Origin of the sequence: Allobosea sp. UNC402CLCol (assembly GCF_000745475.1) — a bacterium.
Lineage (GTDB): Bacteria > Pseudomonadota > Alphaproteobacteria > Rhizobiales > Beijerinckiaceae > Allobosea > Allobosea spartocytisi.
Genome location: NZ_JQJJ01000013.1, coordinates 219,734 through 241,447 on the forward strand (window position 1 = coordinate 219,734; position 21,714 = coordinate 241,447).

Sequence of the window (21,714 nt, forward strand, 5' to 3'; positions counted from 1 at the left end):
CGGGCATGACGGCCCGACCCAGGCGGCACGCTGCAGCTCCCTCCTCCAACCCGGCGGCATCATGAGCGCCTTCCTCGTCAAACGCCTCGGCTTCGCCATCGTCACATTGTGGGCGGTGCTGTCGCTGGTCTTCGTCGTCGTGCGCATCGTGCCCGGCGATCCCGCGCAGGTGATCCTCGGCGACCAGGCCGACGCCACGGCCATCGCCGCGATGCGCACGCGGCTCGGCCTCGATGCCTCGATGGGCGAGCAGTATGTCAGCTTCCTCGCCGGCGCGGTGCGCGGCGATTGGGGCGTGTCGCTCGTCACCGGCCGGCCGGTGATCCAGGAGGTGCTCGCCGTCCTGCCTTGGACGATCGAACTCACTATCGTCTCGCTGGCGATCGGCATCGTCATTGGCGTGCCGCTCGGCGTCTGGGCCGCCGTCAACCGCAACCGCATGCCGGACTATGTCACCCGCATCGCCTCGCTGCTCGGGCTTTCCTTCCCGCCCTTCGTCTCGGCGATCATCCTGCTGATCGTCTTTGCGATCATGCTGCGCTGGTTCCCGGTGATCTCGGCCGGCAGCGGCTCGTTCTCGGCGTGGTTCCAGTCGATGGCGCTGCCGGCGCTCAATCTCGGATTGATCATGGCGGCCTACATCACCCGCGTCGCCCGCTCGGCCATGCTGGAGGTGATGCAGGAGGATTACGTTCGCAGTGCCCGCGCCAAGGGCGTGCCTTGGCGGGTAGTGATCTGGCGGCATGCGCTGCGCAACGCGCTGATCCCGATCATCACCATCGTCGGGCTCTATCTCGGCATCCTCATCGGCAATTCGGTGCTGACCGAGATCGTCTTCAACCGGCCGGGCCTCGGCAAGCTGATCGTCGGTGCGCTGAACCAGCGCGACTACACCATGCTGCAGGGCATGATGGTGATCTACACGCTGATCGTCGTGCTCGTGAACATCGCGACCGACATCACCTACGCCCTCGTCGACCCCCGGGTGAAGCTGTCATGAGCACCTCCGTCCATGATGCCGCCCCCGTCGCCCCGCCGCGCCTGCGCTGGCTGAAGGCGACGATCGGCGCCTTCAATGCCAACAAGACCTCCTGGGTCGGGCTCGCCATCGTCGTCGCGGTGATCCTGGCGGCGGTGCTCGCGCCCGTCATCGCGCCGCATGACCCGCTGGAGCAGAACATCCTGTCGCGGCTCCAGCCGCCGCATGACGACTTCTATCTCGGCACCGATTATTTCGGCCGCGATATCCTCTCGCGGCTGCTCTACGGCGCCCGCATCTCGCTGGTGATCGGCATCGCCTCGACCGTGATCGCCATGGTCGTCGGCTCTCTGATCGGCTTGCTCGCCGGCTACTATGGCGGCCGCTTCGACGTCGTCGTGATGCAGGCGATGGACATCCTCCTCGCCTTCCCCTCGCTGATCCTGGGCCTGATCCTCGTGGCGATGCTCGGCCCCTCGGTGGAGAACATCACCATCGCGATCGCGCTGACCTCGATCCCCTCCTTCGCCCGGATCGCGCGGGCGCCGACGATCACGGTCAAGGAGCGCGACTATATCGGCGCCGGCCGGGCGCTCGCCTTCTCCGACGCACGGATCATGGCCGGGCATATCCTGCCCAATATCTTCCCGGAAATCCTGGTGATGGCCTCGCTCTGGCTCGCCAACGCCATCCGCACGGAAGCCTCGCTCGCCTTCATCGGGCTTGGCGTCAAGCCGCCGATCGCGACCTGGGGCGGCATGATCCGCGAGGGTTTCGAGAACATCCTCGACAGCTACTGGCTGGTGCTGGCTCCGTCGCTCGCGATCCTCGTCGTCGTCTTCGCGCTCAACGTCCTCGGCGATGGCCTGCGCGACGCCATCGACCCCAAGCTGAAGGGCGAGCGATGAGCGGCCCCGTCCTCTCCGTCGAGAACCTCCAGACCGCCTTCCGCGTCGGCGGGGAATGGCGCTGGGCCGTCGAGGACCTGAGCTTCGACGTAGCCCCCGGCGAGACCGTCGCCATTGTCGGCGAATCCGGCTCGGGCAAGAGCGTGACTGCGCTTTCGATCATGCGGCTGGTCTCATCGGCCAATGGCCGCATCCAGGGCAGGATCGCGCTGGAGGGCCGCGACCTGCTCGCGCTCAGCGAGGAGGAGATGCGCAAGGTCCGCGGCAACGACGTCGCGATGATCTTCCAGGAGCCGATGACGAGCCTGAACCCGGTGCTGACCGTCGGCTTCCAGATCGCCGAGGCGCTGCGCTACCATCGCGGCCTCGATGCCGGCGCGGCCAAGGCCGAAGCGCTGCGCATGCTCGACAAGGTGCGCATCCCCTCGGCGAAGAGCCGCTTCGACAATTACCCGCACCAGCTCTCCGGCGGCATGCGGCAGCGCGTGATGATCGCGACCGCGCTCGCCTGCAAACCCAAGCTCCTGATCGCCGACGAACCGACGACGGCGCTCGACGTGACGATCCAGGCGCAGATCCTTGAGCTGATCAAGACGCTGCAGGACGAGGAGCAGATGTCGGTGCTCTTCATCACCCATGACATGGGCGTCGTCGCCGAGATCGCCGACCGCGTCGTGGTGATGTGGAAGGGTAAGAAGCTGGAGGACGCGCCGGCCTCACAGGTCTTCAATAATCCTGTCCACGGCTACACCAAGGCGCTGCTCGCGGCGGTGCCCAAGCTCGGCGACATGACCGGCCATGGCCGTCCGCTGCGCTTTCCGCGCATCGACCCCGATAACGGCAAGGTCGAGGGCAAGCCGGTCGAGCAGCCCGACACGGTCGCGGCGACCGAGCCGCCTTTGCTCGAAGTCTCCGGACTGACGACCCGCTTCGGCATCCGCGGCGGCCTGCTCGGCCGCTTGCGGGGTCAAGTCCATGCGGTCGAAGACGTCAGTTTCAGCCTGCGGCGCGGCGAGACGCTGGCGCTGGTCGGCGAATCCGGCTGCGGCAAGTCGACGACGGGGCGCTCGATCCTGCGGCTGGTCGAGCCCTCCTTCGGCACCGTCCGCTTCGGCGGGCGCGACGTCACCGGGCTCGGCAAAAGCGAATTGCGCGATGTCCGCCGCGAGATGCAGATGATCTTCCAGGATCCTTTCGCCAGCCTCAATCCACGCAAGAGCGTCGGCAGCGCCTTGGCCGAGCCGATCCTGGTGCACGGGCTCGCCAAGGGAAACGAAGCACGCGAGCGCGTCGCCGAACTCCTGCGCAAGGTCGGGCTCGCCCCCGAGATGCATGTGCGCTTTCCGCATGAATTCTCTGGCGGCCAGCGCCAGCGCATCGCGATCGCCCGGGCGCTGGCGCTCTCGCCCAAGCTCGTGGTGGCGGACGAGGCGGTCTCGGCGCTCGACGTTTCCGTGAAGGCGCAGGTGCTGAACCTGATGCTCGACCTGCAGGCAGAACTCGGCCTCGCCTATCTCTTCATCTCGCACGACATGGCGGTGGTCGAACGCGTCAGCCATCGTGTCGCGGTGATGTATCTCGGAGAGATCGTCGAGATCGGCCCGCGCGAGGCGGTGTTCTCTGACCCGCGCCACCCTTATACGCGCAAGCTGCTGGCAGCGGTCCCCGTTCCCGATCCGCGCCGCCGCGCGCTACGCCGTGAACTCGCGGTCGACGAGTTGCCGAGCCCGATCCGCAAGCTCGACTGGCAGGCGGTGCCGACGGCGTTGGTGGAGGTCGCTCCCGGCCATTTCATCCGCCAGCCCGTCGATGCGAGGGCATAGCGCCGGTCAACCCGGCGCAGCTCCGCGGCCCACACGGTCCCATTCCGCTAGGGCCAGCACGAGATGATACAGCACGCGCACCGGGATCACGGTCTGTGCGGGCGCCCCGCTTCTTGTGACCTGATTGAACCAGAGCCCCGTATCGGGCGCGACGAAAGTGCTGAACAGACCGTCGAGATGGGGTTCGAAGCGCCGGGCCGCGTCGTCATCGCCGAGCAATTCGATCCGGGCCAGAAACGCCTTGATCGCCTCGGTCTGCGGCCAGAGCAGCTTCGTCGGCGCAACGAGCTTTCCGGTCCGGTCGACACCGTCGAAGGCCGCGACGGGCCCCGCAACGCCATCATCCAGGCCGTGACGGATGGCGAAGGCGTAGAGCCTGTCCGCGAGGTCGCGCGCCGCCACATCGCCGGTGAGCCGCCAGTGATGCAGCAGCAGCCAGGTCCATTCGAAATGATGCCCCGGCTCGCGCAAGGCGCCGGCGGCGCCGGGGACCGGTTGCCAGTCCTGCGTGAAATATTCGCCCAGCGAGCCGGTCTCGGTGTCGACCATGCGCTCGCGGGCCAGTCGGACGATATCGCCGGCGCGGTCGAGCCAGCGCTTCTCGCCCGTGGCCTCGGCAAGCGCGTGGAAGGCTTCGAGCAGATGCATATGCGGGTTCTGTCGGCGGGGCAGCGTGCCGAGCGTGTCCTCGGCGAAGCCGCCCTCCGGATGCGACATCTCGCGCTCGATGAAGCCGATGACCTCGTCCGCGATGGCGAGCGCCTGCCCGTCCCGCGTCGCCCGATGAAACCAGGCCATGGCGAAGAGGACGAAAGCCAGATCGTAGAGATCGGTGCGGGCGTCGACCGGCGTGCCGTCCTCGCCGACGACATGGCGGAACCGGCCCTGCCCGTCGCGGCAGCGATCACGCAGGAACGCAAAACCGTGCTGCGCGGCGGCGAGCGCCGGACCGGAAGGGTCGAGCAGATGCGCATGGCTGAACACATAGGTCAGCCGGGCCGTGACCAGCGTCGTCCTGACCGCGCCGGCATCGTGCCTCGCCTGCGCCGGATCGAAATGCTCGACGAAGCCCGGGCGGCCCGGCTGCAGGGCCCGCTCGATCCAGCCGGGGATCAGAACCTGCGCCAGCCAGTCCCGCGGCGAGCCGATGGTCGCTTCCAACGCTTCGATGCGCTTCATCGATCGATATCCTCCCCGAGGAACGCCGGGGCCGGGCCGCGCGCGGCCGGTCCCCTCTCCTCGTTCGGGCACGAGCCCGATTCAGGGCAGCCCCGTCAAGGCGCCTTCTGAGCGGCCCCATTCCCCGGCCTGCAGATGGGTCGGGCGCGGGCATGTCGGGAGCTCAGGCAGCGGCCGGAATGGGAGTTGAACAGCGCCCTGCATGCGGCCTAGAACGGGGCGTCCGCGACGCGAGGGGTCATCTTGAGCACACTGCACGACAGCCCCCGCTTCGAGATGATGGTCCTCGACGACCGGATCTTCGATTGGGGCCTCCCGACATATCAAACGGACATGTCGGCCGGCATCGACCTTTTCGCCTGCATCGACGAACCGCTCGATCTTCAGCCGCAAGCCGACGCGGTCCTGATTCCATCGGGCATCGCGATCCAGATGAACGATCCCAACGTCGCCGCCTTCCTGCTCGCGAGGTCTGGGCTGGGCCACAAGAAGGGCCTCATCCTCGGCCAAAGCGTCGGGACGATCGACGCGGATTACCAGAACCAGATCTTCATCAGCGCCTGGCTGAGAACGCCGCCGGGGAGCGCGCCACTTCGAATAACCCCCGGCGACAGAATCGCGCAGCTCGTCTTCCTGCCCATCCTGCGGCCAACCTTCGAAGTCGTCGAAGCCTTCTCGGCTTCCACGAAAAGAGGCGGCGGCGGCTTCGGCTCGACGGGCATCGCCGGCGGCGAGGCTCCGGGAGGCCGGTCATGATGCTCCTCTCCCGCCGCAGCCTTCTCGCCATCGCCGCGGTGGTCGACATCGCACTGCATGCGCGGCCCTCGCCGGTGGCGGCGAAGCTGCTCGCCGCGCGGCACGCCTTGCCGCCGCGCCATCTCGAGACGCTGCTGCAGGCGCTGGTGCGCGCCGGAATCCTCAAAGGCGTGCGCGGCCCGCGCGGCGGCTACGAGCTGGCACGCGAGCGCCGCAGGATCACGGCCGGAGACATCGTGCGCGCCGCGATGGAGGACGATGGCGAGGATGCGCTCGGCCCGATGCCGCATTCGGCCCTGATCGACGATGTGATCGCGCCCCAGGTCGAGGCCGCCTCAGCCGCCTTCCTGTCGTCACTGGAGGAGGTCACTGTGGAAGAGTTCTGCCGGCGCGCTTTGGACCGGGCGGCGGCCGCGGATGGCAGGTCCCACCCCGATTTCACAATATAAAGATGTGATTTATCTCTTTCTTCGACAGAACGTGTGAATTACGTTAGCTTCACCGGCCAAACGGCCCGATCCCAAAACGGCCCGACCCAAGGAGTCTCCCATGGCTGAAGCAGCGCAGAAATCCTCGACGCCCCCCGCCAAGGCCCCCGGTCGCGGCCGGATCTACAACTCGATCACCGACACCATCGGCGACACGCCGCTCGTCAAGCTGAACCGGCTTCCGGCCGAGCGCGGCGTCAAGGCGACGATCCTGGCCAAGCTCGAATTCTTCAACCCGATCTCGAGCGTCAAGGACCGCATCGGCGTCAACATGATCGATGCGCTGGAAGCCTCCGGCGCGCTCAAGCCCGGCGGCACGCTGATCGAGCCGACCTCCGGCAATACCGGCATCGCGCTCGCCTTCGTCGCCGCCGCGCGCGGTTATCGGCTCATCCTCGTCATGCCCGAGACGATGTCGCTGGAGCGGCGCAAGATGCTCGCCTTGCTCGGCGCCGAGCTCGTCCTGACGCCCGGCCCCGGCGGCATGCGCGGCGCCGTCGCCAAGGCCGAGGAGCTGAAGAGCGAGATTCCGGGCTCGATCATCCCGCAGCAGTTCGAGAACCCGCACAACCCCGAGATCCACCGCAAGACGACGGCCGAGGAGATCTGGAACGACACGAACGGCCAGGTCGACATCGTCATTTCCGGCGTCGGCACCGGCGGCACCATCACCGGCGTCGGCCAGGTGCTCAAGGCGCGCAAGCCGGGCGTGAAGATGGTCGCGGTCGAGCCCGAGGATTCGCCCGTCCTCTCCGGCGGCCAGCCCGGCCCGCACAAGATCCAGGGCATCGGCGCCGGCTTCGTGCCCGGCGTGCTCGACCGCGCCGTGATCGACGAGGTCGTCACCGTCGGCAACCAGACGGCCTTCGAGACGGCCCGCGCGCTCGCCAAGAGCGAGGGCATCCCGGCCGGCATCTCGTCGGGTGCGGCGGTCGCGGCGGCGCTGGAAGTCGGGGCGCGGCCGGAGAATGCCGGCAAGACCATCGTCGTGATCATCCCCTCCTTCGCCGAGCGCTACATCTCCAGCGCCCTGTTCGAGGGTCTGTGAGCGAAGGCAGCGTCCATATCGTCCGGCTGGCGGAAAGCCTGCCGGACGAGTTCGAGGCGCTGCGCAGCGAGGCGAGCGCCGAGAGCTTCGCTTTCATCGAGGGGCTGCGCGCGGAGTGGCTGTCCGGGCAATATAGCGGCGATGACGACCGCTTCGCCGCCTTCGCGGCTTACCGCGAGGGAGAGCTCGCCGGTATCGGCGCGGTGACGCCGGACCCTTACGACCCGGCGCCCGATCTGCTGCGGGTGCGGCATGTCTATGTCCGGCCGCTGCATCGCGCGGCCGGTGTCGGCCGGGTGCTCGCCACGGCCCTGATCCAGCAGGGGCTGGAGCTGGCGCCGCGGCTTTCGCTGCGGGCGGCCGATCCACGCGCCGCGGCCTTCTGGGAAGCGAACGGCTTCACGCCCGATAACGGCGGCACGCGCCGCTCGCATCTCCTGACGCGCTGAGCCGGCTCAGCGCGTCAGCACGAGCCGATTGCCCCAGGGGTCGGCGATGGACGGCACCCCGTCAGCCTCTTCGCCACCGGCCGCGATGATGCGCTCCCGCATGGCCGCGAAATCGGCCGTGTCGCGCGCCACGATCTCGAAACGGTCGAGCCCGGCCTCGCCGACGCCGCGAAGGCCGGCGCCACGGCTGCCCCAGATATTGCCGGCGATGTGATGGTGGTAGCCGCCGCTGGCGAGGAAGCTCGCGCCCGGATAATGCACCATCACATCGAAGCCGAGCAGGCCGTGATAGAACGCCTCGGCGGCGGCCGTGTCGCCGACGCGCAGATGGATGTGCCCCATGCCCGTCCCCTCCGGCATGCCGGCATAGGCGCCGGTTGCCGCCTCGGCCAGCAAACGGTCGAGATCGAGCCGCTCGGTCGCCATGGCGATGCCGCCACCCGGCTTGCGCGGCCATTCCTGGCGCTGGCGGTCGCGATAGATCTCGATGCCGTTGCCTTCCGGGTCGGAGAGATAGAGCGCTTCGCTGACGAGATGGTCGGAGGCGCCTTCGAGCCGGATGCCGGTCGTGGCGGCATGGCGCAGCCAGTTGGCGAGATCGCGCCGCGACGGCAGCAGGATCGCGAGATGGAAGAGCCCGGCGGCGGAGGTCGGCTGCGCGGCGCCTTCGATCAGGCGGACCAGAACGGCTTCGCCAGCGCCGAGTTCGGCGAGGCCGGGAGCTTCCCGCAGAAGCTTCAAGCCGATGGCATCGCGATAATAGGCCGTGAGCTTCGGCAGATCGCGGGCCCGCAAGGTCACCGCGCCGATGTGATAGGGTGCGTCGTGAGCTTCGAGCCGCGTGGCCGCTCCCGCCTTGTCCTGAACTGCGAGCATGTCGTTGTCCTTCCTTGCGCGGCCAGGCCACGCTTCCAGGGAAGATGGTCCTTCGCGGCGCATTTGTCGCCATTCCGGTCGGCAAATGCGGGATTGCACCACCGCAATGACGAGACCGGTGAGAATGCGGATCTCAGGCCGGGCGCGGGCGGTCGATGGCAAAATGGCGAAACCAGCGTTCCTCCCCGCCGCGCAGCAATCCGCCGAGCAGCCTCGAAGCGAGGAAGCTGAAGGTGATGCCGTTGCCGCCATAGCCATAGGCGGCGAACAGGCGTGGCCCGCCGGGCACGCGCCCGATCAGCGGCAAGCCGTCCGCCGTCTGCCCGAAGGCGCCGGACCAGGCAAAGTCCACATCGAGCCGCGCCTGCGGCAGCAAGGCATGAAGGCGGGCGCGAAGGGCCTCGGTCTTGGCCGGGTCGAGCTTTTCGCGGCGGTCGGGATCGGCGAAGTCCTCATCCTCTCCACCGAAGACGATGCGTCCCTCCAGGGTCGTGCGGCAGTAGGAATAATCTTCCGAAGCCTCCCAGACGAGAGCCGGCCCCGGCCAGAGCGCCTGCGGCGACTGCGGAACCGTTGCGATCGCCCAGCTCGAGGCGGTGCTGTGCAGATCGTCGTTCACGCAATCGGGCATGACGTAACCCGTCGCGAGCACGACATGGGCGGCCTCCACGGTGGCGCCGCCGGAGAGCGAGATCGCCACCGACCGGCCGGCATCGTCGTAAGCAACGGCTTCGTCGCGGATCATGCGCGCACCGGCCCGCGCCGCCGCCGCGAGCAGACCATGGCAGAGGCAAAGCGGGTCGGCCTCGGCCGAACCGGGCGATACGATCGCGGCGGCGCGGTCGAAGCCGAACGCGTTCAGCAGCGCCGCATGCTCGACGAAGCTGCCCGGCAACCCGGCCCTCTCGCGCAGAGTGGCTTCATCGCGCAGCTCGCGCGGCCCGACATTGCCTGCCGCCAGATAGATCGAATCGCGCCGGGCGAAGCTGCAGGGCAGGGCCAGCTTCTCGACGAGGCTCCCCAGTCCCGCCACGGCCCTGAAGCTCAACTGATAGATCTCGGCCGCCCGCTCGAAGCCGTAGAGCGCGGCGAGCTCGCGCAAGGACAGATCGATTTCCCATTGCAGCATCGCCGTCGAAGCCGCCGTGCTGCCGAACCCTCCGCGTTCCCGATCGATCACCACGACATCGAGCCCGATCGCGGTGAGATGCTCGGCGAGGAAGGCGCCGGTGATGCCGGCACCGACGATGGCGACGTCGCAGCGCATGTCACGCTCGAGCGGGCGCCCCTGCGGGCGCTGCAAGGCCGGGCGCCAGGGGCCGGTGCCACTGCGCAGATCCTCATGGCGGGTCGTTTCCGGATCGAGCATCCCTCAGCCGGCCCGTGGCGGGCCGACCCGGTCGGCCATCGTCGCGCCGCGCTCGCCGAGCGGCTTCGCCCGACCTGCGGTGGTGTCATGCGCGGTCTGGTGTTCCAGCTCGGCGTTGAGCTCGGCGCCGGCCAGCACGATCGTCGCCGAGAGCCAGAGCCAGGTCATGAAGACGACGACGGTCGCGAGCGAACCATAGGCCGCCGTGTAGTTGCCGAGCGTGCTGACATACCAGGAGAAGGCATAGGAGGCCGCGGCCCAGAGCAGCGCGGCAGCGACGGCGCCCGGCATCACCCAGACGAAGCGCATGCGCTCGCGGCTCGGACCGATCCAGTACAGGCAAGCGATCGAGAGAATCGCGACGACGAGGAAGATGGGCCAGCGCACCAGCCGGATCAGCCGCTCCAGCTCGGAATGGAACGGGAAGAGCGCGGTGACCACCGGCAAGCTCGCGATGATGACCAGCACCGAGGCGAGCAGGACGATGCCGCTCACCGTGGTGAAAAGCGAGACGGCGTTGAGCTTGAGGAAGCTGCGCTTCTCCTGCTCGCGATAGATGATGTTGAGCGCGTCGAAGATCGCCTTCACCGCCGCATTGGCCGACCAGGTCGCGACCAGAAAGCTGATCACGAAGGTCAGCGAGAGCGAAAAGCCGGACTGGCCCGAAAGCCGCATCGCCTGCTCGTGAATGAGCTCGCGCGCGGCTTGCGGAAACATGGCCGTGATCGCGTCGAGCTGGCCGGCGATCGTCGCCGGGTCGGTGAAATAGCGATAGATCGTGACCAGCAGCGAGAGCGCCGGCACCAGCGAGAGCAGGGTGAAGAAGGCGACGGCGCCGGCCAGCGAGGTCAGCCGGTTGTCGCCGACATTGCCGACGAAGCGCAGCAGCACATCCTTCCAGCCGAGCCAGGTCATCTGCAGCGGTGTCCGCGCCAGCCGGCCGCGCGCCGCCTCCCGCCTGCGGCGGACGCGACGGCTGGAGACGACCCCCGAGAGATAGCCGAGCGCGACGCCGATGCCCGCCGCGCCGGTGATCCGCTTCAGGAAAGCCATCTCGGGGTCCGGTCTCCGTTACGAAGAGTCTTCTGTCCTGCCGCATCGTCTTCACGCGAACCGGCGTCCGCTTCGCCGAAAATGCTCCGGGCCCAGCTTGCGGGCAACAGGCCCGGCCCGCAATTGTTCCCTGAAGGGCGGGCGAGAAGGCCGCCTTAGCCGATTGTTAACCTTAATGCTTCGTTATCGGCCGGCGCCGCCCTCGATGGGCCGGCGCTTGCGATTCAACGGAAGCCCGATGACGAAGCTGCTCAAAGCCGGCCTGACGAGCCTCGCGATCCTGCTCTCGGGAGCGGCCGGCGCGGCCGATCTGCGTGGCGTCGCGCTGCCGCCGGCGCCGGAGCTGCCGGCCTTCTATTCCTGGACCGGCCTCTATGCCGGCCTGCAGGGCGGATATTCCTGGGGCAGCAACCGCGTCCGCATCGGCGGGCCCGTCGGCCCCTTCGCGCCGACGAGCTTCCGGACCGACGATGATTCCGCCTTCGGCGGCGCCCATGCCGGCTTCAACTACCAGTTCGGCAGCGTCGTGCTCGGCATCGAGGGCGACATCGAGGCGCTCAACAGCCGCAGCCGCTTCGACGGCGTCGGCATCGCCGCGCGCACCGACCAGAACTGGCAGGGCTCGGCGCGGGCCCGTATCGGCTACGCCTTCGACCGGCTGATGATCTACGCCACCGGCGGCGCCTCCTTCAGCGAATTCGAACGCCGCGTCTTCGACCCGGCCGGCTTCGGGGAGCGGCTGAGCAGCACGCGGACCGGCTGGAATGTCGGCGCCGGCGTGAACTTCGCCTTCACCGACAACCTGATCCTCGGCGCCGAATACCGCTACACCGATTTCGGCAAGAACCGCTTCGCGACCTCGGGCGCCCTGCCCGGCCTGAGCGGCGAGCAGGAGCTGACCACGCACAGCGCCCGCGCCAGCATCGCCTACAAGTTCTGAGCGTCCCCAACACGTCATTCCGGACAAGCGGCGAAGCAGCGCCGATCCGGAATGACATGTGGTGCGGATCTGCTCAAAACCCCGTGCGCTGGCGGATGGCGGCGGCCAATGTGCCGTCGTCGAGATAGTCGAGCTCGCCGCCGACCGGCACGCCATGGGCGAGCTTCGTCACCTTGACCGGCAGATGCGCCATGAGATCGGTGATGAAATGCGCCGTGGTCTGGCCGTCGACCGTGGCGTTGAGCGCGAGGATGACCTCCTTCACCGCCGGATCGGAGGCGCGTGCCACCAGCGCGTCGAGTGAGAGATGCTCCGGCCTGACGCCATCGAGCGCCGAGAGCACGCCGCCCAGCACATGATAGCGGCCCGAGACCGCGCCCGAGCGCTCCAGCGCCCAGAGGTCCGAGATATCGGCGACGACGACGATCAGGCTGTCGTCGCGGCGCGGATCGCTGCAGAGCCCGCAAGGGTCCCTGGTATCGACATTGCCGCAGGTCGAGCAGACGACGATGCGTTCGCGCGCCACCGCCATCGCCTCGGAGAGCGGGCCGAGCAATTGCTCGCGCTTCTTGACCAGATGCAGCGCCGCGCGCCGGGCCGAGCGCGGCCCAAGCCCCGGCAGCTTGGCCAGAAGCTGGATCAGCCTTTCGATCTCGGGACCGGCAATGGCGCGGGACATGCTGCTTCTCAGAAGAAGGGAGGCGTCATCCCGGGCGACCGCAGGGAGACCCGGGATTCATGCCGGAACGGTTCAGGCATGGATCCCGGCTCCGCGTTTCGCTTCGGCCGGGATGACCCGTGCGGATATGAAATCAGAACAGCTTCATGCCCGGCGGGATCGGCAGGCCCTTGGTGACCTCGGCCATGCGCTCCTGCATGACGCGCTCGGCGCGGCCGCGGGCATCGCCGGCTGCCGCGACGATCAAATCCTCCAGGATCTCGCGCTCGTCCGGCACCATCAGGCTGGGGTCGATCTTCACGCTCCTGAGCGCGCCCTTGGCCGTCATCGTCACCGTGACCATGCCGCCCCCCGCAGCGCCCTCGACCTCGATGGTCTCGAGCTCGGCCTGCATGTCGGCCATCTTCTGCTGCATCTGCTGAGCCTGCTTCATCAGACCCATCATGTCGCGCATCGGAAATCCTCCTCGGGAAACTGCAAACGATCGTGATCAGAAGTCGATGCCGTCGAAATCCGGCTCGGCATCGTCGAAGAGCGGTTCGGCATCGGGCAGGTATTCGTCGCCGGCCGGCGCTGCGGCATTCTCGGCCGCCTCGACGGCGCGCGGATCGCGGACATCGACGATGCGCGCGCCGGGAAAGCGCTCCAGCACCGCCTTGACGGAGGGATGCGCGGCAGCATCGCTCTCGCGCTGATCCTTGGCGGCGATGGCTTGCTCGCGCATCGTCGCGCCGCCCTCGGCGTTGACGACCGCGACCATCCAGGTCTGGCCGGTCCATTCCTTGAGCTTGCGCGAGAGATCCTGCGCCAGCGTGCGCGAGGCGCCCTCGACCAGCGAGAACTCGATGCGGCCGGGCTCGAAGCGCACCGGGCGGATATCGCGCTCGAGCGCGATCTTCAGGGTGATCTCGCGATGCTGGGAGGCCAGCGCCACCACATCCTCGATCGAGGCGACGATCGCCTGCGGGGCCGCAACGGCGCGCGGTGCGGCGACAGGCGCCGGATTGGCGCTGGCGAGGATCGGGCGCGCGGCCAGCGCGGTGTTGCCGCCGCCGGAGGGCGGACGCGGCGCGCCGCCACCATGGCCGTTTCCTTGGCCATTGCCGCCGGGGATGGCGCCCGCGCCGTCGCGCAGCATCTTCAAGGCTTCGTCCGGCGTCGGCAGGTCGGCGGCATGGGCGAGGCGCACCAGGACCATTTCCGCTGCCATTACCGGCCGGTCGGCCTGCTTCACCTCGGCAATGCCCTTGAGCAGCATCTGCCAGGTGCGGGCGAGCACGCGCAGCGAGAGGCGCTGGGCGAAGTCGCCGCCGCGCACGCGCTCGGCCTGGGCGAGCGTCGCGTCCTTGACGGCGTCCGGCACGAGCTTGAGGCGGGTGACGAGATGGGTGAATTCGGCGAGGTCGTTCAACACCACGACCGGATCGGCGCCGGCATCGTATTGCGCGCGCAATTCGCCGAGCGCAGCGGCGATGTCGCCCTTCATCACCGACTCGAACAGATCGATGACGCGCGCCCGATCGGCGAGGCCGAGCATGGAACGGATGTCGTCGAGCGTGATTCGTCCGGCCGCATGGGCGATGGCCTGGTCGAGGATCGAGAGCGAATCGCGCACCGAGCCCTCGGCGGCGCGGGCGACGGCGGCAAGCGCCTCATCCTCGGCCTCGACACTCTCGGTACGGCAGATGCCGGAGAGGTGGTTCACCAGCACGTCGGATTCGACACGGCGCAGATCGAAGCGCTGGCAGCGCGACAGCACGGTGATCGGCACCTTGCGGATCTCGGTGGTCGCGAAGATGAATTTCGCGTGGGCCGGCGGCTCCTCCAGCGTCTTGAGGAGCGCGTTGAAGGCGGCCGTCGACATCATATGGACTTCGTCGATGATGTAGACCTTGTAGCGGCCGGAGACCGGCGCGTACTGGATGCCCTCGATGAGCTGGCGGACATTCTCGACGCCGTTGTTCGAGGCGGCATCGAGCTCCATCACGTCGATGTGCCGGCCCTCGATGATGTCGCGGCAATGGATGCCGAACTCGCGCAGATCGGTGGTCGGCGCGCCGCCGCCATCGGCCGTCTGGAAGTTGAGGGCGCGGGCGAGGATGCGGGCGGTCGTGGTCTTGCCGACGCCGCGCACCCCGGTCAGCATCCAGGCCTGCGGAATGCGCCCCGCCGCGAAGGCGTTGGTCAGGGTGCGCACCATCGCATCCTGGCCGATCAAATCGCCGAAATGGGCCGGGCGGTATTTGCGGGCCAGCACGCGATAGGGCGTCGGCGCCACGACGGCCGGCACAGGCGCGGGGTCGAAGCCGGCGAAGCCCGGCTCGTCTGCGGTGGCGGCGTCGATCTCGTCGGTCATGAAAACTGGTTTCGCCAATCGGGAGGCGAGGGTCAATGCCGCCGCGGGCCAGAAGGCCCGGTTACACGCGACTCGCATGAGGTGGGAGGCTGGACGAAGACCCGTTCGGTCTCGTTAGGGCTGCTTCCTTCCGGACCTGACCCGGTTGGCGAGTGAGACGTCCCTCGCCAACCTCCCGGGCGCTATATCGGGGATGTCCGTGCGAAGCGCAAGCCTGCCGGCGAGAGATCCGCGACCTCAGGACCGCTTCGCCGCCTCGGGCGGGCGGTTTTCCTCCTGCGCCGCGAAGACGTTATGCGCATAGGCGTCGAGAATCGCTTCCGAGCGCTGGAGGCGCTCGGCCGCCTCCCCGGCACGGGGGGCGCCGTAGAAATCGAGCTTGCGGATCTTCTCGATCCAGTTGCGGAATTTCATCAGCTCCTGCTCGTTCTCCTCGAGCTCGGCGAAGGTGAAATGCGCGTTGCGCGTCTCGTCGTCGATCTCGGCCTCGAAGGCGAGGCATTTCTCGATGAACTCCTTGTACTCGTCGTCACGGTCGGCATTGAAGCGCGCGACGACCTTCTCCTGCTGCTTCTGGTCGAGGCCGACCGTCGCCAGCAGCAGCGCCTCGCCCTCGGCCTCGGCGATCTCGTTCTCGAGCATCTTGAGCCGCCGCAGATGGTCGTCCGTCTTGGGCAGCAGGCAGACGCCGCCCTGCAGATAGACCGCGCCCATGCCCTTGAGCTTGCGCCAGATCGAGACGCGCTTGCGCGCCGGCTCGGCCGGAACCTTGTAGGTCAGCAGCAACCATTCGAGCGACGCCATGGAACTCCTTGAATGTTACCATCGTTACAAATATGATAGCATCAAAGTCGTTTGATGCTGCTGCCATCGTGACAGCAAAAGCTGCCGCTGTCGCCTGCAAGCTCGATCGTTCACGCGAGGTTTCCCGTGACCTGGACCATGGCTGCCCCGGCTCTCTCCGCCGCCTTCCTCGCCTCGCTGGTCGAGGTCGTCGAGGCCTTCACCATCGTGCTGGCCGTCGGCACCGTGCGCGGCTGGCGGCCGGCGCTGATCGGCACGGGCTGCGCGCTCGGGGCCCTCGCCCTGCTGGTATTGCTGCTCGGCCCGGCCCTGACGCTGATCCCGCTGCAGGCCCTGCAGCTCGTCATCGGCGTGCTGCTGATGATGTTCGGCCTGCGCTGGCTCAGAAAGGCCATCCTGCGGGCCGCCGGCTTCATCGCGCTCCATGACGAGGAGGCGGCTTTCGCCAAGGAAACCGGGGCCTTGCAAGCCGGCGACAGCGGAACGGCGAGCCGCCGCGACTGGCTGGCCGGGCTCACCGCCTTCAAGGCGGTGATGCTCGAAGGCATCGAGGTCGTCTTCATCGTCTTGGCCGTCGGCGCCGGCCGGGGCCTGCTCTGGCCCGCCAGTCTCGGAGCCCTGGCGGCCTGCGCGCTCGTGCTGGCGCTCGGCCTCATCCTGCGCAAGCCGCTGGCCCGCGTTCCCGAGAACACCCTGAAATTCGCGGTCGGCGTGATGATCTCGGCCTTCGGCATCTATTGGACGGGCGAGGGCCTCGGCGTGAGCTGGCCCGGCGCCGATCTGGCAATCCTCGCGCTGGCGGCGCTGCTGCTTGCCAGCGCGCTCACCCTCGTCGCGGCCTTTCGCAAGCGCTCCGTGGAGATGACGGCATGAAAACCATCGCCATGATCCTGCGCGAAATTGCCGCGCTGTTCGTCGATGACGGGCGGCTCGCGCTCGCCATTCTCGCGCTGGTCGCGTTCTGCGCCGTGCTGGCGTTCGGCCTGCACGGCCCCGCGTCCGGGATCGCCGGGGCGCTGACCGCAGGCTCGATCGTGATCCTGGCGTTCAGCGTCCGGCAGGGCGCGAGGCGCAAACCCCATTGAATGATCCGCGAAGCTCGCAGACAGCCGTTTCACGGATCATTCGGCATTGACTCGGTGTCGCCCATCCGTCATAAGCCCGCGACCTGCGCAGCCTCAGGGCGGCGCCGAACCCTATTGCATGACAGGCTCGATCGGCCACGCTTTCCCCGGAAAGCCGCAGTCGTCGCGCTGACCAAGGCCCCCGGAGACGGACCGTGAAGAGAACCTATCAACCCAGCAAGCTGGTTCGCAAGCGCCGCCACGGCTATCGCGCCCGCATGGCGACCAAGGGTGGCCGCAAGGTCATCGCCGCCCGCCGCGCGCATGGCCGCAAGCGCCTGTCGGCCTGACGACAGCGGCGCGTGACGATCACGCGCCCGTTCCGGAAGACTGGCCAACCGCCATGCGCCTCGCCCGTCTGACGCAACGCAAGGAATTTCTCGCGGCGGCCGAGCACGGCCGCCGTTTTCGTTCGTCCGTCTTCACCGTGCAGGTGCGCGACGCCGCGGCTGAGGATGGACGGGACGGCAAAGCGGCCCGCGGCCTGCGCCTCGGCCTCACCGCCTCGCGCAAGACCGGCAATGCCGTGAAGCGCAACCGGATCCGCCGCCGCCTGCGCGCAGCTGCGGCAAAAGCGCTCGCCGCACAGACCGACCGCCCCTGCGACGTCGTGATTATCGCCCGCGCCGAGGTGCTCGGCGCCGATTTCGGGCATCTGGTCGCCGATCTTTCTATTGCCATCGACAGGGCAAGGCCGCAAAAGCCGCAGGCCGACCGGCGCCGTGCAGGCACTGCGCGCGGCACGCCGCCTTCGTCTTCCGTTTCTTCCGCCTGAACCAGCCGGACCCGAGCGAGACCCGTTTCCGATCATGATGAAAGAAGACAACCGCAATCTGCTTCTCGCGATCGTCCTGTCCGTGGTCATCCTGCTTGGCTGGCAGTTCTTCTATGCCAAGCCGCAGATGGACAGGCAGCAGGAGATCGCCCGGCAGAACCAGCAGACGCAGAGCCAGTCCGCTCCGGCCGGCGCCGCCAATCCCGCCGCGACCGCAGCGCCCCCCGGCTCGGCCGCTCCCGGCACGGTGCCCGGCGCCGCCGGGACGCAGATCGCCGGCACGCGCGAGCAGGCGCTCGCCGCGAGCCCGCGCATCAAGATCGACACGCCGAAGATCGCCGGTTCGATTTCGCTCGCGGGCGGGCGCATCGACGACGTCTCGCTCAAGGCCTATCACGAGACGGTCGACCCCAAGAGCCCGATCATCGTCCTGCTCTCGCCGGCCGGCGGCCCCGACGCCTATTATTCGGATTTCGGCTGGGTCGCGGCGCCCGGCAGCAATGTCACCGTTCCGAATGCCAAGACCGTCTGGACGGCCGACAACCAGACGCTGACCCCGGCCAAGCCGGTGACGCTCTCCTGGGACAACGGCCAGGGCCTGACCTTCAAGCGCATCCTCAGCGTCGACGACAACGCCATTTTCACGATCCGCGACGAGGTCGAGAACAAGGGCTCGGCGGCAGCCACCCTCTTTCCCTACGGACAGGTCGTCCGGCAGGGCAAGCCGCACACGCTCGGCTATTACGTGCTGCATGAGGGCCTCGTCGGCTATCTCGGCGAGCAGAACGGCCTGCAGGAATGGACCTACGACAAGCTCGACAAGGAGCCGGCGCTGGCGCCCGGCACCGTCGGCCGGACCTGGAAGGATGCTGTCGGCGGCTGGGTCGGCATCACCGACAAGTACTGGGCCGCGACCGTCATCCCGGACCAGCAGCGCAAATATGAAGGCCGCTTCTCCTCGGTCCAGACCGGCACGGAACGGACCTATCAGGCCGATTTCCTCGGCGAAGGCGTCACTGTCGCCCCCGGCGCCTCGACCGCCTCGCAGTCCCGGCTCTTCGCCGGCGCCAAGGAGGTCGCGGCGATCAACGGCTATGAGGAAAGCCAGCAGATCAAGCGCTTCGACCTGCTGATCGACTGGGGCTGGTTCTATTTCTTCACCAAGCCGCTCTTCGTCGTGCTCGACTGGATCTACAAGCATGTCGGCAATTTCGGCGTGGCGATCCTGATCGTCACGGTGCTGCTCAAGACGCTGTTCTTCCCGCTCGCCAACAAGTCCTACGCCTCGATGGCGAAGATGAAGGCGATGCAGCCGGAGATGACGGCGATCCGCGAACGCTACGCGGACGACAAGATGAAGCAGCAGCAGGCTCTGATGGAGCTCTACAAGACGCAGAAGATCAACCCGGTCGCCGGCTGCTGGCCGGTGCTGCTGCAGATCCCGGTGTTCTTCGCGCTCTACAAGATCCTGTTCATCACCATCGAGATGCGGCACGCGCCGTTCTTCGGCTGGATCCACGACCTCGCGGCGCCGGACCCGACCAACCTGTTCAACCTGTTCGGCGCCCTGCCGTTCACGCCGCCCGCCATGCTGCATCTCGGCCTGTGGCCGATCATCATGGGCATCACGATGTTCATCCAGATGAAGATGAACCCGGAGCCGCCGGACCCGGTGCAGAAGATGATGTTCACCTGGATGCCGGTGTTCTTCACCTTCCTGCTCGGCTCGTTCCCGGCCGGCCTGGTGATCTACTGGAGCTGGAACAACCTGCTCTCGGTGACCCAGCAGGGCTTCATCATGCGCAAGAACGGGGTGAAGATCGAGTTATTCGACAACCTCAAGGGCATGTTCGGCAAGAAGCCGGCGACCACACCCGCCGTGCCCGCACCGCCAAAGCCCGCCAACGGCAACAAGAAGTGAGACAACGAAGGGCGGGTTTCCCGCCCTTCGCCTTTTTCGGCGAGCCCGCGCGATGCCTCTGCCCGATCCGACCACGCGCCACCCCATCCCCGGCTGGAAGGGCACGGCCTTCCTGAAAGCGATCGTCGACCATCCGCTGATCGCGGTCGGCGACTACAGCTATTACGACGACTCGCGCGGGCCGGAGCATTTCGTCGCCCGCTGCGTGCGCTACCATTTCGACTTCATCGGCGACCGGCTGATCATCGGGAAATTCGTGGCCATCGCCCAGGCCGCGCAGTTCATCATGAACGGCGCCAACCATCCGCTCGGCGGCTTCTCGACCTTCCCCTTCCAGATGTTCGGCCTCGGCGATCCCGCGGCGCTGAAGCGTCCCGGCCCCAATAGTCGCGGCGACATGGTGATCGGCAACGATGTCTGGATCGGTCGCGAGGCCGTGATCATGCCCGGCGTCACCATCGGGGACGGCGCGATCATCGGCACGCGGGCGCAGGTGACGAAGGACGTACCTGATTATGCGGTCGTCGCCGGCAATCCCGCAGCAATCGTCAAGATGCGCTTTCCGCCCGAGATCGTCGCGGAACTGCTGACGATCCGCTGGTGGGACTGGGATGCGGCGAAGATCGGCCGCAACGTCGACGCAATCCAGGGCGCGGACATCGACGCGCTGCGCGCGGCCGTGTAGGCAGGGGCCATGACATCCAGCACGACCAAGCCGTTCGCCGCGGACGAGATCGAATCCGCCCGCAAGCTCTTCGAGGGCCCGTGGGACTTCGTCTGGGCCTCGACCAAGATCGACGACCTGCCGCCGATGGTGGGGCAGGAGATCGCCTTCGCCGGCCGCTCCAATGTCGGCAAATCGAGCCTGATCAACGCGCTGACGCGGCGCAACGCGCTGGCGCGCACCTCGCATACGCCGGGCCGGACGCAGCAGCTCAACTTCTTCCGCCAGGTCGATCATGACGAGCGGCTGACCATCGTCGACATGCCCGGCTATGGCTATGCCGCCGTCGGCAAGGAGAAGGTCGCGGCCTGGACCCGGCTGATCCACGACTATCTGCGCGGACGCTCGAACCTAATGCGCGTCTATGTGCTGATCGACGCCCGCCACGGCATCAAGGATGTCGACGGCGCCGTGCTTGAGACGCTCGACAAGGCCGCCGTGTCCTATCAGGTCGTGCTGACCAAGGGCGATGCGCTGAAGCCCGCCGAGCAGCAGTTCATGGCGGAAGCGACCTATGACGAGATCAAGCGCCGCCCCGCCGCCTATCCCGAGGTGCTGCTGACCTCGAGCGAAAAGGGGCTCGGCATTCCCGAATTGCGCGCCACCATCGCGCGCGTGCTGTCAGAGCGGACATAGGCCGGGTCGAGCTCCGCCGAAGAAGCCGTCGGAGGGTCGATGTTCACATCCGTTTCGGACAGCGCCGCAGCCGCCGATGGCGGCTCGCTCGCCCTTTTCGTCGAACGGCTGGACGGGGCTTTGGAGACATTCGTCATCGATCGCTCGATCGCGAGCCGCGGCTCGGCAAGCTACAACAAAGTCTCCTCCAGCTTGCGGACGCTCTCGCCGGAGGGTTATCCGGCCATTGCCGATGCGCTCGAGCCCCTGCTGCCGGAAACGCCGAGCATCCACCCGCTGGCGGAATTCATCAGGACCTTGCGCGCGCAGAGCTGACGGACGGGTCGCAGCGCTTCACCATGTCGCGCGGCATCGGAGCCAAAGCCGATGGATCGCTGCCGGCCGATGCGCCATGACAGCAGCCGAGCGAACCGACGACAGCGAGTCCCGATGACCGCCACGCGCATTCACCTCTTCCTCGCCGCCCTGATGGGGGTCGCCGGCGTGGCGCTGCTCGCCGCCGCCGCGCACATCACCGGCACGGCCAATGTCCAGACCGCCGGGCAGATCCTGCTGTTCCACGCTCCCATCGTGTTCGGAGCGACGGTTGCCCGCAAGGGCGGCTATCTCCATGACGCGCTCGCCCGGATCGCGCTGTCGGCCTTGATCCTGGGCGCCACTCTCTTCGCGGCCGATCTGGCGCGCCGCGGCTTCACCAACGAGGCGCTGTTCCCGCGCGCCGCGCCGATCGGCGGCTGGTTCATGCTGGGCGGCTGGCTCGGGCTTGCCGTCGCGACCGTGATGGCGAAGCGCGACTGAACGACATCAAGCATCCTTCCGCCGCCGGG

General features: G+C 67.7%; 25 protein-coding genes and 1 other RNA gene. 17 read left to right on the top strand and 9 right to left on the bottom strand.

All coding sequences use genetic code 11. The features are described 5' to 3' along the window. The first annotated feature begins 61 nt into the window (after positions 1-61). From GY40_RS17290 to GY40_RS17300, 3 genes are read left to right on the top strand one after another with little or no spacing between them, the layout of a single operon-like run. Entirely contained in the window at positions 62-1,000 is a 939-nt protein-coding gene (locus tag GY40_RS17290; RefSeq protein ID WP_038364744.1) for an ABC transporter permease, read from the top strand. Continuing rightward, entirely contained in the window at positions 997-1,887 is an 891-nt protein-coding gene (locus GY40_RS17295) for an ABC transporter permease (RefSeq protein ID WP_038364746.1), read from the top strand. The genes GY40_RS17290 and GY40_RS17295 overlap by 4 nt, the downstream gene beginning before the upstream one ends. Next, complete coding sequence (locus tag GY40_RS17300) at positions 1,884-3,710, top strand: ABC transporter ATP-binding protein (RefSeq protein WP_038364748.1); 1,827 nt, start codon at positions 1,884-1,886, stop codon at positions 3,708-3,710. The genes GY40_RS17295 and GY40_RS17300 overlap by 4 nt, the downstream gene beginning before the upstream one ends. Positions 3,711-3,716: 6 nt before the next feature. Here GY40_RS17300 and GY40_RS17305 read toward each other — a convergent pair whose 3' ends face one another. Beyond that, entirely contained in the window at positions 3,717-4,889 is a 1,173-nt protein-coding gene (locus GY40_RS17305; protein ID WP_051988219.1) for an AGE family epimerase/isomerase, read from the bottom strand. 279 nt (positions 4,890-5,168) lie between these two features. Between GY40_RS17305 and dut the strand changes: the two genes are divergently transcribed. The 4 genes from dut to GY40_RS17325 all read left to right on the top strand — a co-directional run bounded on the left by dut (position 5,169) and on the right by GY40_RS17325 (position 7,630). Next, a complete protein-coding gene (dut, locus tag GY40_RS17310; RefSeq protein ID WP_248311203.1) occupies positions 5,169-5,645 on the top strand; it encodes a dUTP diphosphatase in 477 nt (158 codons plus the stop codon). Continuing rightward, the gene (locus tag GY40_RS17315; RefSeq protein ID WP_038364754.1) at positions 5,642-6,094 is read left to right on the top strand and encodes an RrF2 family transcriptional regulator; all 453 of its coding nucleotides are present in this window, start codon (positions 5,642-5,644) and stop codon (positions 6,092-6,094) included. The genes dut and GY40_RS17315 overlap by 4 nt, the downstream gene beginning before the upstream one ends. A 100-nt stretch (positions 6,095-6,194) precedes the next feature. Further along, the gene (cysK, locus tag GY40_RS17320; protein ID WP_038364757.1) at positions 6,195-7,181 is read left to right on the top strand and encodes a cysteine synthase A; all 987 of its coding nucleotides are present in this window, start codon (positions 6,195-6,197) and stop codon (positions 7,179-7,181) included. After that, positions 7,178-7,630, top strand: a complete 453-nt coding sequence (locus GY40_RS17325) for a GNAT family N-acetyltransferase (RefSeq protein WP_038364760.1) — start codon at positions 7,178-7,180, stop codon at positions 7,628-7,630. Before cysK ends, GY40_RS17325 begins: the two co-directional genes overlap by 4 nt. A gap of 6 nt (positions 7,631-7,636) precedes the next feature. Here GY40_RS17325 and GY40_RS17330 read toward each other — a convergent pair whose 3' ends face one another. From GY40_RS17330 to GY40_RS17340, 3 genes are all read right to left on the bottom strand, one after another. After that, entirely contained in the window at positions 7,637-8,506 is an 870-nt protein-coding gene (locus GY40_RS17330; protein ID WP_051988220.1) for a VOC family protein, read from the bottom strand. Positions 8,507-8,639: 133 nt separating this feature from the next. After that, the gene (locus GY40_RS17335; protein WP_038364763.1) at positions 8,640-9,875 is read right to left on the bottom strand and encodes an NAD(P)/FAD-dependent oxidoreductase; all 1,236 of its coding nucleotides are present in this window, start codon (positions 9,873-9,875) and stop codon (positions 8,640-8,642) included. Positions 9,876-9,878: 3 nt separating this feature from the next. Continuing rightward, entirely contained in the window at positions 9,879-10,928 is a 1,050-nt protein-coding gene (locus GY40_RS17340) for a YihY/virulence factor BrkB family protein (protein ID WP_038364765.1), read from the bottom strand. Between the two features lie 238 nt (positions 10,929-11,166). Between GY40_RS17340 and GY40_RS17345 the strand changes: the two genes are divergently transcribed. Next, the gene (locus tag GY40_RS17345) at positions 11,167-11,868 is read left to right on the top strand and encodes an outer membrane protein (protein ID WP_051988221.1); all 702 of its coding nucleotides are present in this window, start codon (positions 11,167-11,169) and stop codon (positions 11,866-11,868) included. 73 nt (positions 11,869-11,941) lie between these two features. Here the strand turns inward: GY40_RS17345 and recR are convergent, their stop codons facing one another. The 5 genes from recR to GY40_RS17365 all read right to left on the bottom strand — a co-directional run bounded on the left by recR (position 11,942) and on the right by GY40_RS17365 (position 15,707). Then, entirely contained in the window at positions 11,942-12,547 is a 606-nt protein-coding gene (gene recR / locus GY40_RS17350) for a recombination mediator RecR (RefSeq protein ID WP_038364767.1), read from the bottom strand. Positions 12,548-12,680: 133 nt separating this feature from the next. Next, complete coding sequence (locus tag GY40_RS17355) at positions 12,681-13,001, bottom strand: YbaB/EbfC family nucleoid-associated protein (protein ID WP_038364769.1); 321 nt, start codon at positions 12,999-13,001, stop codon at positions 12,681-12,683. Between the two features lie 36 nt (positions 13,002-13,037). Further along, positions 13,038-14,903 carry a DNA polymerase III subunit gamma/tau gene (locus GY40_RS17360; protein WP_038364772.1) on the bottom strand — a complete coding sequence of 622 codons (1,866 nt, stop codon included), beginning with the start codon at positions 14,901-14,903 and terminating at the stop codon, positions 13,038-13,040. 80 nt (positions 14,904-14,983) lie between these two features. Beyond that, positions 14,984-15,080, bottom strand: an RNA gene (gene ffs, locus GY40_RS27145) — signal recognition particle sRNA small type. Between the two features lie 60 nt (positions 15,081-15,140). After that, on the bottom strand, positions 15,141-15,707 hold the full coding sequence (locus tag GY40_RS17365; protein ID WP_038364773.1) for a Chromate resistance protein ChrB: 567 nt from the start codon (positions 15,705-15,707) through the stop codon (positions 15,141-15,143). Between the two features lie 138 nt (positions 15,708-15,845). Here GY40_RS17365 and GY40_RS17370 point away from each other — a divergent pair, with 138 nt between their 5' ends. From GY40_RS17370 to GY40_RS17410, 9 genes are all read left to right on the top strand, one after another. Next, on the top strand, positions 15,846-16,580 hold the full coding sequence (locus GY40_RS17370; RefSeq protein WP_038364775.1) for a COG4280 domain-containing protein: 735 nt from the start codon (positions 15,846-15,848) through the stop codon (positions 16,578-16,580). Further along, positions 16,577-16,792 carry a hypothetical protein gene (locus tag GY40_RS17375; protein ID WP_038364777.1) on the top strand — a complete coding sequence of 72 codons (216 nt, stop codon included), beginning with the start codon at positions 16,577-16,579 and terminating at the stop codon, positions 16,790-16,792. The genes GY40_RS17370 and GY40_RS17375 overlap by 4 nt, the downstream gene beginning before the upstream one ends. A gap of 194 nt (positions 16,793-16,986) precedes the next feature. Continuing rightward, the gene (rpmH, locus tag GY40_RS17380) at positions 16,987-17,121 is read left to right on the top strand and encodes a 50S ribosomal protein L34 (protein ID WP_038364779.1); all 135 of its coding nucleotides are present in this window, start codon (positions 16,987-16,989) and stop codon (positions 17,119-17,121) included. A 53-nt stretch (positions 17,122-17,174) separates the two neighbouring features. After that, entirely contained in the window at positions 17,175-17,606 is a 432-nt protein-coding gene (rnpA, locus tag GY40_RS17385) for a ribonuclease P protein component (protein ID WP_038364781.1), read from the top strand. Between the two features lie 37 nt (positions 17,607-17,643). Further along, on the top strand, positions 17,644-19,527 hold the full coding sequence (gene yidC, locus GY40_RS17390; protein ID WP_051988264.1) for a membrane protein insertase YidC: 1,884 nt from the start codon (positions 17,644-17,646) through the stop codon (positions 19,525-19,527). 52 nt (positions 19,528-19,579) lie between these two features. Beyond that, the gene (locus tag GY40_RS17395) at positions 19,580-20,212 is read left to right on the top strand and encodes a CatB-related O-acetyltransferase (RefSeq protein WP_038364783.1); all 633 of its coding nucleotides are present in this window, start codon (positions 19,580-19,582) and stop codon (positions 20,210-20,212) included. A 9-nt stretch (positions 20,213-20,221) separates the two neighbouring features. Next, a complete protein-coding gene (gene yihA, locus GY40_RS17400) occupies positions 20,222-20,887 on the top strand; it encodes a ribosome biogenesis GTP-binding protein YihA/YsxC (RefSeq protein WP_038364786.1) in 666 nt (221 codons plus the stop codon). 39 nt (positions 20,888-20,926) lie between these two features. Next, positions 20,927-21,202, top strand: coding sequence for a hypothetical protein (locus GY40_RS17405; protein WP_038364789.1), 276 nt, complete (start codon positions 20,927-20,929; stop codon positions 21,200-21,202). Positions 21,203-21,316: 114 nt separating this feature from the next. Continuing rightward, positions 21,317-21,685, top strand: coding sequence for a DUF423 domain-containing protein (locus tag GY40_RS17410; protein WP_038364792.1), 369 nt, complete (start codon positions 21,317-21,319; stop codon positions 21,683-21,685). The last annotated feature ends 29 nt before the right edge of the window (positions 21,686-21,714 follow it).

Bases quoted from the DNA above. Each gene is read 5' to 3' on its own strand.
- GY40_RS17290 (WP_038364744.1), top strand. From the start codon at position 62: ATGAGCGCCTTCCTCGTCAAACGCCTCGGCTTCGCCATCGTCACATTG.
- GY40_RS17295 (WP_038364746.1), top strand. From the start codon at position 997: ATGAGCACCTCCGTCCATGATGCCGCCCCCGTCGCCCCGCCGCGCCTG.
- GY40_RS17300 (WP_038364748.1), top strand. From the start codon at position 1,884: ATGAGCGGCCCCGTCCTCTCCGTCGAGAACCTCCAGACCGCCTTCCGC.
- GY40_RS17305 (WP_051988219.1), bottom strand. From the start codon at position 4,889: ATGAAGCGCATCGAAGCGTTGGAAGCGACCATCGGCTCGCCGCGGGAC.
- dut (WP_248311203.1), top strand. From the start codon at position 5,169: ATGGTCCTCGACGACCGGATCTTCGATTGGGGCCTCCCGACATATCAA.
- GY40_RS17315 (WP_038364754.1), top strand. From the start codon at position 5,642: ATGATGCTCCTCTCCCGCCGCAGCCTTCTCGCCATCGCCGCGGTGGTC.
- cysK (WP_038364757.1), top strand. From the start codon at position 6,195: ATGGCTGAAGCAGCGCAGAAATCCTCGACGCCCCCCGCCAAGGCCCCC.
- GY40_RS17330 (WP_051988220.1), bottom strand. From the start codon at position 8,506: ATGCTCGCAGTTCAGGACAAGGCGGGAGCGGCCACGCGGCTCGAAGCT.
- GY40_RS17335 (WP_038364763.1), bottom strand. From the start codon at position 9,875: ATGCTCGATCCGGAAACGACCCGCCATGAGGATCTGCGCAGTGGCACC.
- GY40_RS17340 (WP_038364765.1), bottom strand. From the start codon at position 10,928: ATGGCTTTCCTGAAGCGGATCACCGGCGCGGCGGGCATCGGCGTCGCG.
- GY40_RS17345 (WP_051988221.1), top strand. From the start codon at position 11,167: ATGACGAAGCTGCTCAAAGCCGGCCTGACGAGCCTCGCGATCCTGCTC.
- recR (WP_038364767.1), bottom strand. From the start codon at position 12,547: ATGTCCCGCGCCATTGCCGGTCCCGAGATCGAAAGGCTGATCCAGCTT.
- GY40_RS17355 (WP_038364769.1), bottom strand. From the start codon at position 13,001: ATGCGCGACATGATGGGTCTGATGAAGCAGGCTCAGCAGATGCAGCAG.
- GY40_RS17360 (WP_038364772.1), bottom strand. From the start codon at position 14,903: ATGACCGACGAGATCGACGCCGCCACCGCAGACGAGCCGGGCTTCGCC.
- GY40_RS17365 (WP_038364773.1), bottom strand. From the start codon at position 15,707: ATGGCGTCGCTCGAATGGTTGCTGCTGACCTACAAGGTTCCGGCCGAG.
- GY40_RS17370 (WP_038364775.1), top strand. From the start codon at position 15,846: ATGGCTGCCCCGGCTCTCTCCGCCGCCTTCCTCGCCTCGCTGGTCGAG.
- GY40_RS17375 (WP_038364777.1), top strand. From the start codon at position 16,577: ATGAAAACCATCGCCATGATCCTGCGCGAAATTGCCGCGCTGTTCGTC.
- rnpA (WP_038364781.1), top strand. From the start codon at position 17,175: ATGCGCCTCGCCCGTCTGACGCAACGCAAGGAATTTCTCGCGGCGGCC.
- yidC (WP_051988264.1), top strand. From the start codon at position 17,644: ATGAAAGAAGACAACCGCAATCTGCTTCTCGCGATCGTCCTGTCCGTG.
- GY40_RS17395 (WP_038364783.1), top strand. From the start codon at position 19,580: ATGCCTCTGCCCGATCCGACCACGCGCCACCCCATCCCCGGCTGGAAG.
- yihA (WP_038364786.1), top strand. From the start codon at position 20,222: ATGACATCCAGCACGACCAAGCCGTTCGCCGCGGACGAGATCGAATCC.
- GY40_RS17405 (WP_038364789.1), top strand. From the start codon at position 20,927: ATGTTCACATCCGTTTCGGACAGCGCCGCAGCCGCCGATGGCGGCTCG.
- GY40_RS17410 (WP_038364792.1), top strand. From the start codon at position 21,317: ATGACCGCCACGCGCATTCACCTCTTCCTCGCCGCCCTGATGGGGGTC.